The sequence below is a fragment of the Saccharicrinis sp. GN24d3 genome, assembly GCF_052400645.1.
GTDB lineage: Bacteria > Bacteroidota > Bacteroidia > Bacteroidales > Marinilabiliaceae > Saccharicrinis.
The window spans coordinates 57259-74220 of the sequence record NZ_JBQTGI010000019.1 but is presented as its reverse complement, the minus strand read 5'-3'; the positions used below and the strand labels follow the sequence as shown (position 1 = coordinate 74220).

General features: G+C 38.8%; 9 protein-coding genes and 1 pseudogene. All 10 read right to left on the bottom strand.

Annotated elements, in window-relative coordinates; translation table 11 throughout:
* Positions 1-46: 46 nt before the first annotated feature.
* On the bottom strand, positions 47-3868 hold the full coding sequence (locus tag ACT29I_RS19980; RefSeq protein WP_444794234.1) for an ATP-binding protein: 3822 nt from the start codon (positions 3866-3868) through the stop codon (positions 47-49).
* A 96-nt stretch (positions 3869-3964) separates the two neighbouring features.
* Complete coding sequence (locus ACT29I_RS19975; RefSeq protein ID WP_444794233.1) at positions 3965-4933, bottom strand: hypothetical protein; 969 nt, start codon at positions 4931-4933, stop codon at positions 3965-3967.
* A 17-nt stretch (positions 4934-4950) separates the two neighbouring features.
* Positions 4951-6975, bottom strand: coding sequence for a glycoside hydrolase family 172 protein (locus ACT29I_RS19970; protein WP_444794232.1), 2025 nt, complete (start codon positions 6973-6975; stop codon positions 4951-4953).
* Positions 6976-7078: 103 nt separating this feature from the next.
* A complete protein-coding gene (locus ACT29I_RS19965; protein ID WP_444794231.1) occupies positions 7079-8551 on the bottom strand; it encodes an alpha-L-fucosidase in 1473 nt (490 codons plus the stop codon).
* Between the two features lie 22 nt (positions 8552-8573).
* Positions 8574-10322 carry a glycoside hydrolase family 172 protein gene (locus tag ACT29I_RS19960; protein WP_444794230.1) on the bottom strand — a complete coding sequence of 583 codons (1749 nt, stop codon included), beginning with the start codon at positions 10320-10322 and terminating at the stop codon, positions 8574-8576.
* Between the two features lie 138 nt (positions 10323-10460).
* The gene (locus ACT29I_RS19955) at positions 10461-12851 is read right to left on the bottom strand and encodes a glycoside hydrolase family 95 protein (protein WP_444794229.1); all 2391 of its coding nucleotides are present in this window, start codon (positions 12849-12851) and stop codon (positions 10461-10463) included.
* A gap of 26 nt (positions 12852-12877) precedes the next feature.
* On the bottom strand, positions 12878-13834 hold the full coding sequence (locus ACT29I_RS19950) for a family 43 glycosylhydrolase (RefSeq protein ID WP_444794228.1): 957 nt from the start codon (positions 13832-13834) through the stop codon (positions 12878-12880).
* 13 nt (positions 13835-13847) lie between these two features.
* Positions 13848-14588: an FN3 associated domain-containing protein gene (locus ACT29I_RS19945; RefSeq protein ID WP_444794252.1), complete on the bottom strand. Its 741-nt coding sequence runs from the start codon at positions 14586-14588 to the stop codon at positions 13848-13850.
* 69 nt (positions 14589-14657) lie between these two features.
* Positions 14658-15251 (bottom strand): annotated as a pseudogene (locus ACT29I_RS19940) (family 20 glycosylhydrolase); the annotation flags it as partial.
* A 57-nt stretch (positions 15252-15308) separates the two neighbouring features.
* Positions 15309-16796: a DUF2961 domain-containing protein gene (locus ACT29I_RS19935; protein ID WP_444794227.1), complete on the bottom strand. Its 1488-nt coding sequence runs from the start codon at positions 16794-16796 to the stop codon at positions 15309-15311.
* Positions 16797-16962: the final 166 nt, after the last annotated feature.

Below are 16962 nucleotides of genomic sequence, written 5' to 3'. Positions count from 1 at the left end.
AACTCAGGCCAAATCAGTCAAAATGCAAAGTAAGCTGTGACTGCTCTCACTCTCCTTTCCTATATTCCAAGGGTGTCAATCCAAATTGTTGTTTAAAGGATTTTGAGAAGTACTTTTGCGTGGAAAAACCGGTTTGTTCAGCGATCTCGGTTACTGATCGCTTGGTTTCTTTTAGCAACCGGGCTGCTACCTTTAAGCGATGAATGCGCATATATTCGGCCGGTGACTGGTCGGTCAGTGATTTTATTTTTCTATACAATCCAGATGTACTCAAAGCCATCTGTGAGGCCAGTTCTTCGACATTAAAATTCATATCATCCAAACGTTCATTAAAAACAGCCTCCATCTTCTCTATAAAAACCTTGTCCATCTGATTGGATACAAACAACTCCGGTTTTTCTTCCGGCCCCCTGCCAAATTGCTGTCTCAATTGCCGCCGTAGTTCTATCAACCTATCGACTCTTAAGCGGAGAATATGCTGATTAAAGGGTTTGTTAATAAAGGCATCCGCCTGACAATCAAAAGCATTCAACTGGGCTTCATCACCCGTTTTGGCGGTAAGTAAAATGACCGGGATATGACAGGTACGAATATCATTTCGAACCGCTCTACACAACTCATAACCATTCATAACCGGCATCATAACATCTGAGATAATCAGATCCGGATTTTTTTCTTTTACTAATGTCCATCCGTTTTGTCCGTTTGAGGCTTCAAAAACAATATAGTCCCTTTCAAATATTTCCCGCACAAAAGTTCTTATCTCCGATTGATCATCAACAAGTATCAATACTGGTTTCCCCTTCAAATCTCCATGTTTTTGGGACTGAAGTGAATCAGTATTTCTATTACTTTCTACAGTTTGAATATTATCAGGAATCTGCAAGGTAAAAGTACTCCCCTTTCCCAATTCACTTTCAACAAGTATTGTTCCCCCCAGCAGCTCTGCATATTGCTTCACCAGTGACAGGCCAATTCCCGTACCTGTCTCTTTCTGATTCTCCGATCGATAGAAACGTTTAAATATCAGTCGCTGTTCCTCTTTTTTAATACCGATTCCCTGATCTGAAACACTTATAGCCACATTTTTATCCCTTTCACAAACCAACTCCACCCTTATTTCGGATTGGACAGATGAATACTTTAAGGCGTTGGATAATAGATTGTAAACTATTGTTTCTATCAGTTCCCTATCCGAACATGTCCAAACCGGATACGGCGGCATTTTCAAAACAAGATTACAATGATCATCTCTTAAGCGGAATACATCCACGGCAGCCTCCAGAAATTCTTTTAGATTAAAATCACGCTTATTAACACTTACATGAGTATTCTCCAACTTTTTTAAATCCATCACCTCGTTCACCATCCGGGTTAGACGTTGTGTATTGCGCTGTACTCGTTGTAATTCATCCTGGCACTCCTTTTCTAAGGTCTTATTGTCGATTAAGCGATCTATGCCTCCTTTTATTAATGTGAGCGGAGTCCTTATTTCATGTGATATATTCAGAAAAAAACTAAACCTCAAACGATCATAACGTTCCTTTTGGTGCAGTTTCTCTTTTTCGCGTACCCGTTTATTGGAGTAGCGAAGAAGAATCATGATAAAACAAAACACTAATATGGAGAAAGACACATAGGCCCATATACTCGTCCACCAGGGAGAAGCGATGGTAATGGGAAGAATATATTCCTGCTCTTGCCCTTTCACTCTGACATGAAATACATAAGCTCCCGGATTAAGATTACTCCAGGTTCGGTTACTATCAAAGGTACTCATCCATTCACTATCCAAGCCCACCATTAAAAGCTCATACTCCTTAAAATCGTTGGGAGCATAATTCAAATAACGATAACCAATAGTGATGGTGTTTTGATGATAAGGTAATTCCAAATGATCCACCGAGGCTATATCGATACCCTTTAACACCTTGGCAAACATAGCTGAATCGTTACGAAATCCTTGCCCCTGAATTTCAAAATGTGTGATCCCAACCGGTATCTCTAATGGTTTTTTTTGCAAATCAAGTGGATTAAAGCGGTAAAAGCCATTTCTACTACCAAAATAGAGATTACCCGCTTGATCTTTTGAGGCTCCCTGCGTGAAGTTATTACTCATAACCCCACCTGGCATTCGAAAAACCTCGGTATAATAATTTAATGGATTAAAAGCAACCAGCCCCTTCCCTGTCCCGAGCCATATACGATTGTCATTACCTGAGAGCATCGACTCGATATGAAAAGAAGGCATATGAAGCGAATCATTTACAGATCTAAAAAGATCATGCTGTGAATCAAAATAAAACAGACCATTGATGCCACCAAACCACATGGATGAGTCAGGCATTTCCACACCACACAAAATCCCATTTAACGATGTAGTTCCTGCGCTCAGGTATTGCTTGATTTGATTATTGCTTCTATCCCAGCAATAGATACCGTCATGCCTTGTTGCTACCCATAGCTTTTTTTTCCCAGATCCATAAATCATCAGAATATCTTTGTCCTTAAAAAAGAGCGAGTCTTTTAATTCATTAAAACAGAACGTGAACTTATCCATACCCGGTGAATAACGCGAAAGACCGCACGTTGTACCTACCCATATCTCTCCTGACCGATCTTCGTGCAACACCCAAACCGAATCTCCGGGAATACCTCCAGATTCTCTATTGTAAAGCTTAAAAAAAGAATTCTCTCCATCAATGTTTTTCCGACTAACAAACTGAAGCCCGGAATCACTTATCCCCAACCATAAATTACCCCTTCGATCTTCCAGCAGGGGAAAAACCTTTCCTCTTTGAAGAGCACCTTTTACGCCGGGTTTAGGGCTGATGGTTCTATAAATAGGATTATGGACTGATATTTTATTTTTTTTCAGGATATTAACACCACCGCCCCAGGTCCCAATCCATATATCGCCATTACCGGTAACAAGCGGATAGCTAACATCCTTATGGGCAAGACCGTTTGAAGTACGATAATCAAATTTAAAGTATTGAAAAACTTGCTGTTTAAGCCGTATCCTGAACATACCATTTCCCGATGTTCCTATCCACAGGTTCCCGTTAACATCAAAAAATAATGACGTAATATTAAAATCTATCAAAGAGGAAAAAACGTTATAGCCATTTATCAGGCTTGAGTAACCAGCAATATTATTAACTGAAATAATTCTATCCCCATCCCAAAAACCAATTCCTCCCGTGGATATCTCGAACCATATTTTACCGTCAGGCGCTTCAACAATATTATTAAGATTTGCGTCATACACCTGTAATGAATCTTCCACATAGGTAATAGCTGATTCATTATTATTTAAATACCCTAAACCTTTATCCGGAGAAGCAACCCATATTTTACCTCCGCCACCTTTAAAAACAGCGTTAAAAGTACCTGACATTGAATGCCTACCTACAGTTAGCTTTCCATCTGAATTAAAGACCACTGAAACAGTATCTTTACTGACAATCTCTTCTCTGTAAAAAAAGGAAAAATCCTTCTCTGTATATTTTTCTTTATCTTTTAAATCAACTTTAAATGATTTAAAATTACTGGTATTAAACACAAAGTAGCCTTTTCTGTTTGTGATCAGAAAAAGTTCATTTTTCTTTTTATAAATCGTACTTACCCACTCATTGTCAAGCATCTTAGGCAACTTAAAAAAAATAAATTCATGCCCATCGAACCGAACCAACCCTTTTCCGGTTCCTATCCATATAAAACCGTTCTCATCCTGCGCAAAGCAAATTACTTGATTATCTGGCAAACCAGACGCAACATTCCAGTGAAACAAATCCATCTCATAATTCAGAGCCATTATAGCCTGAAACCAAAATATGAATAATATACTAATGAATACCTTCCTCATTGCTTCTTGAATTACCATTTCAATATAAACAAAAATAGGCAAGAGAAGTCAACTTATCCTCCTCATGCCTATTATACCAATAATATTTTTTTTCAACTATTTATCTTTCCACTCCATTTTTGCTATAAACAAGCCTTTCTTATCCCAGCCGGTATTGGAAATGTACCACTCATTATCCGAAACTTTTATTACTTCTGAAGCATGGGTGGGCAGTTCACACACAAAATTCTCGATAGGAAAATTCATCGGATCTTTCGACCAGTACACATGGGTCTGTTCGTATTTTGTCATGGCACGACATACGAAAAGGTAGAAGAGTCCGTTCTTTTTTACTACAAATGGACTTTCTGCATCTCCACCCCAATCCACCTCATAGGGCTGGGTATGTACAATCTTAGGACCACTCCAATGTTTTAGATCAGGACTGGTACGTACGGCCACACAAGAGCGCAAATCCACCTCGTTGAAGGTACGGGTATAATAGAAATAATAAATGTCCTTCTCTTTTAAGATATAGGAATCACGAGCATGTCCAGGATCACTAAACAGCGGATTAAACTCGTGCCGCTTCCATTCAAACATATCATCCGATTCGGCCATGCATAACTGCCCCCAACTTGCAAAATTAGGTGCATTCTCCTGCATGTTACCAATATTATAGAACATATAACTTTTCCCGTTTTCCTCGAAGACATGGGGAGCCCAAAGAACACGTTCAACACCTTCCTTTACCCTTAAAGCATAATCATGATCCTCCCATTTATTCTGAGAAAACTCTTTTGCCGATATATGAAAGAACTTGTTCTCTCCGGTCCATGGATTAATGGGTTTATGCCCGATGATTCCATAAGCATGCCAGTCTCCATTCGGCCCTTTGGCAAAACAGTGGTCGTTGGTATACCAGGTGGTATCAATATCCGAACGGGTATCGTTGGGGTTAAAAATGTGCTGCCATTCACTGGCAATTGTAGGAACCTGAACGGGTCCTGTCTTTTCTTTTTTTTGATTTGGTTTGCAGCCAAAAACAAAGGATGCTACCAAAACAATGAGTAGTACTTTTTGCATGGTTTATTATTTTATTATTATTTCACTACTAAATAATCTAAGCCCAGCTTATCTGCTTTGGGATTCGACTTATTCGTTCCTTTTACAATTAGGGTCAGGCTGTTCTTGCCTTTTTTCATTCTCCCTTTCTCAAAAGTATATTCTTTCAGGCTTAACTTATCGCTGTACAGGTCAAGATTTTCAAAAATGAGTTCACCATTTAGCAATACATCCACAATTACATAATCGGGAGCATGCGTAAATACAGCCATTAATTCTCCTTTTCGTTCCTTTTCTGAGTAAAAGACGGTTTCCAATTTATCACTCTTATTGATGTCCTTCCATAACAAATGATTCTGTGCACTCCACTCATGCGAGAGGAAAGCTTGTCTGATGACTTCTCCTCCTTTTATCTTCTCTATTTTGAAACCTTCGGCCTCAAACTTATTTGTTAATTTCACCGGGATCTTCACACTCTCCGGATCTTCCATAAATCGCGCACTGGCATCTTTTGTTCCATACCAAAATGTAGTAGGAGCATAATCCATTTGAGTGGATGCCCAGTGCCAAATCTCCATATCAAACTTCAAGGATCGATCAAAAGGAATAACATCCAGCGATCGCCAACGGCTGTTCACCGTTAGTCCCGGGCTTCTGTTACCATCCCCTGTCGGCTGGGCATTAAATGGTGCCGAAAAATCAACCACACTGCACCAGGCATAACCATAATAATCTTCGGTACCGGTACCAAAATTGGAAGGAAACTGTTCGCCATCTACAAAAATCTTTTCATCTCCTTCGCCCCACCATACATAGCTATCGTTAAAAAGGGTAAGCACATCGCCCACATATTTCCCTTTCCCAGAAATAGTAATAAAGTTAACATCCTTTTTTTCTGATGTTTCAACATCCGGATAATTACGCCAATTAGCATGAAAATAAAGACTCTGTTCATCCCATTTCCAGTCGGTATGATGCATGTCCATCTTTATAAGTTCAATATCTTCTTTGCCAAAATTATGAACTGTAATCTTCGCTGCATTTTGGAAAGGCATAGGAAAGAACATAGTCATCTCGCCATCATCACTCACACGAGCAAGCCATCCTTCATAGGCTGAAATCTTGTATCCTGTACCAAATAAATCTCCCACAGGTGCCCAAACGGTCTTCTTCCCATCAAATTCCATGGCTATGACGGTAGAACGTAATGCCTGTTCCAGATTATTGGCAGTAATTTTCACCGCTATTTTCTTTATCACCCGATTTCCTGCTATGCTTGTCGATATGGACTCTCCGGCTTTTACAAGTCCTTCAAGATTATTAAGCTGACACTTATTTGTTACAGATTCATATTGACTCAACTGTCTGTTTACTGTTGCAATGGCATCTTTATACTTATCACTTTCCCAGTCTCCTTCTGTATAAGTAGCTACTGATGTTCCTGCTTCATACTGCCGATAATTGAGTTGGTAATAAAGCACATCGTTTATACTTTCATCCGCCTTCTGATAGGTTACTTTACAATGCTTTGCATAAGTCAAGGGAAAATAAAGGTTGTGACCAGAAAACCAACCATCATTTTCTAAAAAGGCCGAGGCGGTTTGAGAGAGAGGTGCGCCTACAAATTTGTTCGAAGAGATAATTTCGTCAATCCTCCCTTGGATCTGTGGTGTTGGGCTGTTGTCAAAATAAAAGCGAAGCGTCCCCATCGAAAAACGCTGCGCATGCCAGGTACTCCAAAAACGGACAATTGCCCCGGGTCCGTCCACATCCATCAATACATGCTCTATGCGTCCTTCTGTTGTATCGACTCTCACAAACTGACTGGCATCTGCATTATCAAACCATCCTTCTTGATTTGCCGCAACGGATTTCCGTGAATAACTACTGGCTTGCAGTGTTTTAAATTGATATTCTGATAGCTTCGCCAAGCCATCCCTATCCACCATCTCTTTTAATAATGATTTGATTGTAACATCTTGGTCACTTTGTTTAAAAGTACAGGCACCAGAAAAGAGTATCAATAAAATTAAACTACATATGAAAAATACGGTGTGTTTCATCTATAAAATTTAAATTATCATTTTTATAAATAATCCTTAATCGTTTTAGCAAAACTGAAAAAAGGAAGGCAGGTTAAGGACACCTGCCTCCAATAATTATAAATTACTGCGAAATTTTAAACGTATAGGCATACTCACATGGTAATTCATCTGGAGTAAGATAAGGAACCTTCAAAATCAGATTCTTTCCTTTCTGTTCAAAATCTATCTTAATATCCGTTCCCACCAATGTAATTTCAGTATTAGCCTTAACCTTCATATCACGAATTACTAGTTGTTCTTTTGGCCATTTAGGCACAATGGCAAACACATCTTTATCTTTCTTTGTGAAGAAGATTTCTCTTACTGCATATCCTTCTTGTTGATCAATGGTTTGTTTAAGGATAAAATCAGCAGGCAGGTAATGGGTACCTTCCGGTTTCCAGTCTTTCTTTCCTTTCTTTGACCACTGACAGGCACGCTCCCACTTGCGGGTTCCATAAATAGCTTCGCCATTTACTTTTAACCATTGTCCCATGGCTAACAGACGATCCTGCATAATTGGAGGTATGTTACCATATTTATCAGGACCAATATCCAACAGCAGGTTACCGCCATTACTCACTACATTTAAAAGCAGGTATACCAACGTACGACGTGAAGCATAATCATTCACATCTTCATTCACATTATAACCAAATGAAAAACCAATACCGCGACACTCTTCCCAGGGATGTGAGCCATCCAATCCACTTTGATACTCGGTAGAGAAATATCCCCCATGTTTAAAACGGCAATCTTTACCCCAACGGTCGTTAATAACCACATCCTGACCAATAGAAGATTCGTTAAACAACCAGGTCAATAATTCAGGCGAGTGCCACTTTTCTGGTTCCAAATCCCAATCGCCATCCGACCAAATCAATTCAGGCTTATAATTCTCCACCAAATCTTTAAACTGAGGGTGCATGTGTTCCAGTGCAAATTTCTCCGGATCCTTTTTCCAAAGTGGGTTAAACCACTCGTAAAGTGAATAATAAGTTCCAAATTTCACCTCAGTTTCCTTCACAGCCACTTCCAGCTCCTTAAGCAAGTCGCGTTTAGCGCCAACATCTTTGGCATTCCAGGGGAATCCCCAGGTTTTATTAGCTGTCTCGCTTGGCCATAAGCAAAAACCATCGTGATGCTTAGATGTGATCATCATATATTTGGCACCGGCATCTTCAAAAAGCTTAGCCCATTCCTGCGCATCAAAATCACGGGCAGTAAACTGTTCCCCGAAATTGTAATAACTCGAATGGGGACCATAAGTTTGGGTATGATGATCATATACTTCAGTACCCGTAAATTTACCATTCCCAAAAAGAGATTTACTCTGTAACCAATATTGATACCATTCCGAGTAAGTTCCCTTTGGGCTCCATGCAGGTACCGAATAGGGGCCCCAGTGGATAAAAATTCCAAATTTAGCATCCTCGAACCATGGAGCTACCGGACGGCTGTCGATAGATTCCCAGGTGGGTTCGTACTTTTTTTGCGAAAAGCCCATCTGGCTTCCCAATAAAAAGATAGCTAATACAACAATTAAATTTTTCATATTGATTCTATTTAGATATTACTTATTGCTTTCCAGATGAATATAAAGCTTCATAATCCAACAACACTTTCTCTTTAGCTCCTTCATAATCCGGTTTTATATTAGATTCCCCACCGGGTTTCATGTAATAAAAGGTTGTCGGCGCATAATTTACTGTTGCATTGTTCCAATGCCAAAGTTCCATGTCAAATCTTAAACTTGTATTAAAAGGCAATACATCGAGTGCTCTGACTCTTGTATTTACTGTATAACCAGGGGTTAAATTTCCTTCACCTGAGGGCTGCGCAATAAATGGGTGTGAAAATTTTTCGGGTTTACACCAGGCATAACAATAATAATCTTCGGTACCTGTCCCAAAATGAGAAGGAAATTCTTCACCATCAATATATATCTTCTCATCACCTTCGCCCCACCAGCTCATAGAAAATTGTCCATCTTTTTTTGACCATCTAGTTTTACCATTAGGTGCATTATCATTAAAAAGTGTTAATACATCACCAACATATACACCTTTCCCCTTAAGCGTTACGAAATTTAGATCTTTAATTCCTTCACCTCCTAACATATTTTTAGAGACTCCGGTCTTTGCATTTGTATATTGATGCCAGGACGTGTAAAAATGCATGGATTGATTGTTCCATTTATAAGCGTCAAATTTTATTGAGCCGTTAACACCAACTGTCGTTTTTCCAGTATTCTCTATCGTTATTTTACAATCCTTCTCAAATGGCATAGACCATTTAGAAGTCAGGTTACCATCAAAACTTACTTTGTTATACCTGGTTTCGTATGCATCTATTCGGTAGCCAGCACCAAAAAAATCACCCAAGGGTGCCCAAACTGTTTGCTGTCCATCAAATTCACATTTTAAAATAAGTGACCTTAATGATTGTGTCGGCTCATCTTCCTGAACACGAATATTCAATTCATTGATGGCTGCACCTACCTCTCTTTCCGAAAGTACTTTTACATCACCAGGAGCCAGTTGTATTTTAAAGCTCTCAACCTCTTCTAATTCGTGTTCTTCACTATACCTGCCATCCAACAACATTTGGTTGGTTGCCGTAATAAGTGATTTATTCTGAGCTATCGAATTATTCGTAAAACTCTCAATGACAACTTCTTTATCATATGATCTGTGATCTATATTGTAATATAAAATTTCACTACCAGTCTCCCAAGGGTTTCCATCAATAATAAAATCTGATTGGTAGGTTATTTTACAAGATTTCGCATATGGTATTGGCAAATATAAATTATGCCCACGTTCATCTGCTATTGTTTCAGGAGACACCGAACAACTCAATGGATAGCCCACTTCCTTATTCTCCCCGATAAAACTTCTTATAGTCTGACTTACCACCGGGTTTTCATTACCGTCAATATAAATACGCAAGGTACCTTTGCCTCTATTCTTTCCGGCACCAGTCATCCAAAAATGTGTAATCGCTCCAGGTAATTTTTCATCCATCAAAACATATTCTTTCCCGTTCTTCGTTTCCTCAACACCTTCCCATTGATTCATATCCCAGTTATGAAACCAATTCTTTTCGGTTGGTGAGGTACTTGATCGGTCATAGCTACTCACATGTTTAGTAATATATGCAGGCTCTGGAAAACAAGTCAATTGTTCCCGGGAGGTCATTTCTTGCAGCAGGGATGAGACACTGATTACTTCATTCTGTGCTTGTTCGTTGCTCGCACAGCCCAATAAGATTACAGCTATTGTTAAGCTGAGCAGGCAATTCTTTGTTCTTGTCTTTTTTTTCATTGTTAATATCTATAAAACATTAGCTTATTTACAACACTTTAACGCCACACCACAAAAATATAAAAATTATAGCTAAAACGTTTAAGTTATTTGAAAAAAACATCCAATTCCAAAACCTGTTTTAAGTTTTAAAACAAATTAGTCTACAATAGTAATTCTATTATCTTTTATAGGATCAATAAGTTCACCCATTAACCGAATCTGTGGTAGTTCATCCCTCATAAGGGATTGGATAGTACAGGAAACCAAATGCCCATAGCGCCACTCAATATCCACTTTATACGCTCCACGAGCAATCAGTCCTTTCACTTTTCCGGCAGGCCACTCAACCGGAAGTGCTGGCAACAGGTGGATTTCTCCTTGGTGAGACTGCAACAGCATTTCTGCCATAAAACCTGGGGTAGACATGGAACCATCCACTTGCATATTTCCACTTTCGTGTGCCATTAAATTTTCAAAACCCACATCGGTTACCATATCATTGAATATGCGTGCAGCTTTTTCTCCATCGCCGAGGCGGGTAAAGCACCAGATACGCCAGGTTTTATTCCAATTACCACCCATGTGGGGCCATTTAGGACCATATAGCGTGTGTCCCCTCATGTTTAAGGATTTGGTAGCTGCCTTCGCTAACTCAGGTGTTTTAATCGGATCAATTTGTCTTCCGGGCATTAATGCATACATATGAGAAATATGTCGATGGTGATCGCGCGGATTATCCACATCCCACGCCCATTCCTGAATCTGACCATATTTACCAATCTTAAGAGGTAATAGATTGTCACGTTTTTCTTTTATCTCTTTAATGAATCTTGTATCCGTATTTAATATTTCGGCAGCCTGAATAACATTCGAAAACAAGTCGTGCACCATTTGAATATCCTGGTATGCTCCGGGTAGATTGAACAGTTTCCCTTTACTGGCTTCCCCATTGGTGATAGCATATTCAAGGGGTTTACCATCTTTGAAGTCAACCCCATGCTCTGAAGAGACCGTTGGTGCAATGATCAGCTTGCCTTCATATTCAACCAGGTTTTGCAACCAAAACAAAGCGGCTTCTTTCATGACAGGATATGCTTCGTTGCGCAGGTAATCTTCGTCCATCGTGTATTCATACTGGCTCCATAAGTGCTGACAATGCCAGGCTGCACCACTAGGATACATTCCCCATAACATATCAGCACCGGGGGATGCATAACCCCAAATATTTCCTGTGGTATGACTCACCCAACCGTCGGTACCGTAATAAGCTTTGGCGACTTTACGACCAGGTTCAACCAGCGTTTTAATCCAATTAATATATGCTTCCTGACATTCGGGCAAGTTAAGTGGCCCGGCAGTCCAGTACATCTCCTGTATATTAATATTACTCTGGAAATTTCCGCTCCAGGCTGCTGTTCTTCCGGGCACCCAAACGCCTTGTAAGCCTGAAGGAAGAGTAGTTGGTCGTGATGCACTAATCAGCAGGTACCTACCTAAATTAAATAATAATACTTTTAATCCAGCATCATCGGTCATGCCCGTCTTCAGCATTTCATACCGCTCATTAGTGGGTAGTTTTTCCAATGTTGAATCTCCATCCATTTCAAGAGATACCCGATCGTAAAGATGAGTATAATCGGATACGTGTATCTTTTTTAACTTATCAAATCCTTTTTGTACAGCTTTATCAATAACCTTTCGTGCGATAACATCCGGATCTGCTCCATTGTAAAGTGGGGCAACAGGCCGATATTCAGTAGCAGCTGTATAAAGGATGGTCGCTGAATTTGCTCCACTAACTTTTAAGAATTCCCCATCGGAAGTTATTTTCCCTCCATCAATCAGTATTTTTAGTTTTACACGATACTCCCTGTTGTTCCCATCAATCCTTCCATTTATATGAATCTCATTCCCAAGGGTGGTAATTGTATTTTCTTTCTGAGTTAATTCATGCCGAATTGAAAAACCAAGTTTCGCTGGCGTGTCGCTTTCAAACCGAAAAACCATAATACGATCGGGATAACTGCAAAAATACCCTCGCTTATAGTTTGCACCACCTATGGTATAATTAACACTAGCCAAAGATTTAGAAATATCCAATGCACGTTTGTATTTGCTTACTTCTCCATCATGATTATCAAAAGAAACATACAATTGCCCGATAGAAGTCAATGAGCCAAAATCAGAATAATCCCCAACAAAATTTTGGGCCACCATGCGATCTGCCTTTTCAATGTCTCCGTCAACAATAGCTTCACGGATTTCCTTCAGGTACTTATTACTTCCTTCAACTATCCCGTAGTTGTACTTGGGATTTTGCCCCGGTCCCCCAAACCACATGGTCTCTTCAGTAATGTCTAAACGTTCTTCTTTTACACCTCCATAAAAAGAGGCTCCCATATAAGCATTCCCCAGATGAAGAGCCTGAGTTTTCCAGTCTTTTGCCGGATAGTTATACCATAGAGTGGAGTTATTGTCCTGTGCCAAAATTGATACCGACAGGCACAAATACACTATTATAAAAAATAAATTTGTAGTTGATTTCATAATTCTATCTTTTCTAATTATGCCATTTATCGCTTTAACCATTTTAATTCGTACCAGTACAGGCTGTGGTCATCGAGCATCTGATGCCCTTCAATGCCGCAGGAGCTGATATAAGTTTTACCCTTGTAGGCAACTATTTCAGGAGCATGGCTGTGTAAGGTGGTAATGGTATTTTCTATCTTAAATGAATCAAAACGATCAGAAACAATTACCAAGGTTTCATGGTAATGCCGGTGCGCATAGGAAACGAAGAGGTAGTACAAGCCGTTCCGCTTGATCACATAAGGAGATTCAAGGCCACTCCAGCTCACACCATCCGGAATATGAATAAGCTCTGTAGGCTCACCGAACTCATTAAAATCATCGGTTGGAATCACGGAAATTGAAGAGCCTTCCTTTTTCGGTGTTACAATATAAAAATAGACCTGCCCATCATCATCCTCAAATAAACATGGGTCTCTCATATTATCGTGAGAATACAGCACAGCTTTATTGTTTCTTTCCCAGCGATACAGATCATCAGAAACGGCCAATTCCATAAAGCGCTTGTCTCCAAATTTGGACTGAAAAAACATGAGGTATTTCCCGGCTTTATTCTGAACGACATAGGGTGCACCTAGAAATCCCTGTCCTTCCTTATACTCAGAGAGCGCCATTCCGGTATGTTTAAAACCTTTGGCCGGATCTTCCATTACGGCATGCCCAATATGTGGATGATAGGTATAATTGTAAGTGCCATCCTCAAAAAATGGATTATTGATTCCGAAAAAATGGAGTCGCCCTTTTTTATCTTCAATAAAGCAATGGTCGTTTATATACCATTTACCGGTTGAATCGGCTGGAGTCGCATCCAGAACCATCTGAGCCTGACCACTGGTAAATGGAATCTCTGCTTTATCAATCAACTGTTTGTCTTGTGCCAGTAAAACCTGTGTATTAACAAGTACAAACAATAAACTTAATCCTTTATAAATTAGACCCATATGTTTTATTTTTTTATAATATGATTATTTCATCAATCTTCAAATAAGCTTTGTTTCCAGCCTTATGATGGCCTTCGGGGATTAAATCGACTAATTTAGCTTTCACCCTGATTTTTGTTAAACCGCTGCCCGAACATGAAATCTTACTAATAATTCTATTTCTTCCCTGAATAAATGCTTTATCAGATAGCTCTGTATCGCCTAATTTAGTAAAGTTTTTTCCATCGGTCGAACCATAAACCTCTATTTGCATCGGAGGATAAATGCCAAAAATGGTTAATCGCAGGGTATTAATTACGACTTCTTCAATATCAGTTGGGTGATCCAATTCAATTATTACATCAAAATCATCATAGAAACCTTGCCAGTTTTTGTCACCATCAACTTCAATCTGACCATAATTCAGATCTGTCAGTGCCAGTTCTTTTGCAGCTTTATCTCCGGCTGAAAATGGATGATTGTACACTACCTTTGCTCCTGCAGCTTTATGGATAGGAAAAGTATTTTCAATGATATCTCCCAATCGTTTCCCATTCTTAAAAATAGCAGTTTTAATCGTTTTTGTTTCCGTTAGAGTAAAAGGCGCTGAGTATAACATACTATTTTCTGTTGGCTCAGAACCATCCAGCGTATACCTAATTTCAGGTGAATTAAGTTCCGACTCCAAAGTTATTTCAATAGATTTACCATTTCCTTTTTGATGAATCCACGGATTAAAAGCACTTTTAGCATAACGAATACCTTTGGCATCCATCTTTCTTAGTTGAGCTTGCAAACGTTCAACAAAGTCATCAAAACTTTGAGCGTTTTCTGAAGTCCAGGCATTTTCTGCTACTGCAAATAGGCGGGGAAATGTCATATAGGTGACTTTGCTCCAGTCTGAGATAGACTCGGTCCAGAGATTTCCCTGAATCCCCATAATTCTATCGGCTTCTTCTTCATTAAGCCCCTCTGGAATTACCTTATAGTTATAACAAGTTGATAACAGGGCTTCCGAGTAACCTATGTTCGGTTCCGATTCGGATTGTCCTTGTTTTAAATCCAGGTAATTATATTCCATTGGAGTCATAATAACATTGTGCCCTGCTTTGGCAGCAACAATCCCTCCTTTTTCCCCTTGCCACGACATTACAGTGGCATTAGGAGCCAAACCGCCTTCCAGAATTTCGTTCCAGCCTATCAGATTTTTTCCTTTGGCATTCACCATTTTTTCAACCTGCTTAATGAGATAACTTTGCAGTCCATGCCCGTTTTTTAAGCCTTTTTCCTTTATAAATCTCTGACACTGTTTGTGGTTGTGCCAGCCAGTTTTGTTGCATTCATCTCCACCAATATGAATATAATTTAGAGGAAACAAATCCATCACTTCTCCTAAAACATCTTCTAAAAACTGATACGTATCTGGATTCGATGCACAAAGTGCGTTGTCTCCTAAAACACCACCAGTAGCGAGAGAAGTAGTTTATTCATTTTATTAGTATTTCTTATTCTTCAAATAGTAAAAGGCGGCACTTTTATAATTTGCTTCATTGATATTATTGGTTCCATGTTCCACAGTGACCTGAATGGAATCTTTAAAAGGAATTGGATCCAATAAATGCCAGCGATATGCTGATGCTTTTCCTATTTCATTCATTTCATATTCAGGAAATCCGTGAAGTGGAAAACTCCCCGACTTAATCAAACGTCCTTCAACACCATACCAACCACAGTTAAAATAATCTTCTGTTCCTGTACCATGACTCCTCATTTCACCATCACAAACAAAAACCTCATCTCCTTCTAACCAAACAGGTAAGTTTTCAATTCCATGTGTCTTGGCTTCAGTCATTAAAAATGTTCCTACATAATGACCTTCTCCTCTAGTATCGAGCCACAAAAAGGATTTATCCTTATTTTTTGCTGGTAACTCTTCATTATAAAAAGTAGTTAAATAATTTTCTGTTGTGTATGTCTGTTTACTAATTGAATAACTAACTTTCAATTTTAAATCTTCATCATCAGCTACAATTTCAATTCTCGCTTTTTTGGAAAAAGGCATAGGCAATTTATTAAACAATTTTCCGTCCTTATACCCGGCATATAATGAATGTTGTAATTTTTTTTCATTTGGAATGATGAAAAACATATTAATAGGTAAGTCAATAGATGGCTGTTTTTTATCGTCAAAATATATTTTAAGTTGGCTTTTTAACAAGCTCTTTAAATTATCCGACGATGTCTCAATACACAATTGATTTATTTGACCTGATTCCTTTTCAATTTCCAAAACTTTTTTTCCAGAAGCAGAAATATTCATTGAGTATTCATTCGTAAAATCACTTTTATTTACAAACCCATTTAACAAGTTTTTTCCAAATTCTTCAAGGAGTTGATTTGTTTTTTGAATAGATCTAGATGAATAGGTTTGTATTATTTTATCTCCAGTGTACTTTTGAACATTTATTTGATAAAATTTAACGCCATCTCCTTCCACTTCAATACGACAATATTTTGCAAAAGGAATAGGCACATTGCAATACCAACCTCCCAAACCTTTTCCAACAAGACCTAAAGGAAATCCAGGTTCTGCTCCTATAAAAATATTTTCTAGTGGAATATCTATGACAGGAGTAATTTTATCATCTATATAGATTTTAATATGCTCACCTTTTAACTCTAGAAGTCCATCTTTTTTGTGCTCAGAATGGGTAAACCAAATTCTACTTACATATCCGGCTCCAGTAGTTTCTGCCAACACACTATTTCCGTCTTCAAGACGAAGTTTAGAATAAGTACCTGCAAATCCATCATCGTTTCCACCCTTGCGGTCGTAACTGCTAAACATGTGGGCTTGCCAATCAGATTTCGACTGTGCCATTTGATTCACGCCCAAAACATCGGTATAGACATTAATAACAGAATTACACCCCTGCAAGAACAAACAGATTACCAACAGACCTACAAAAAAACTTATTCTCATTTCCTATTTTTTAAACCGCTAAAACGTTATAGCGATTCAAATATAGTATATTATCATCAAGTAGAAAAAAAAAGCGAAGTTTTAACATTCTCAATCCTAGGTAATGGAGACTCTCTTTGATCGTGACATCTAAAAATCGTTTGCTAAAAATTACTGATTTCCATAA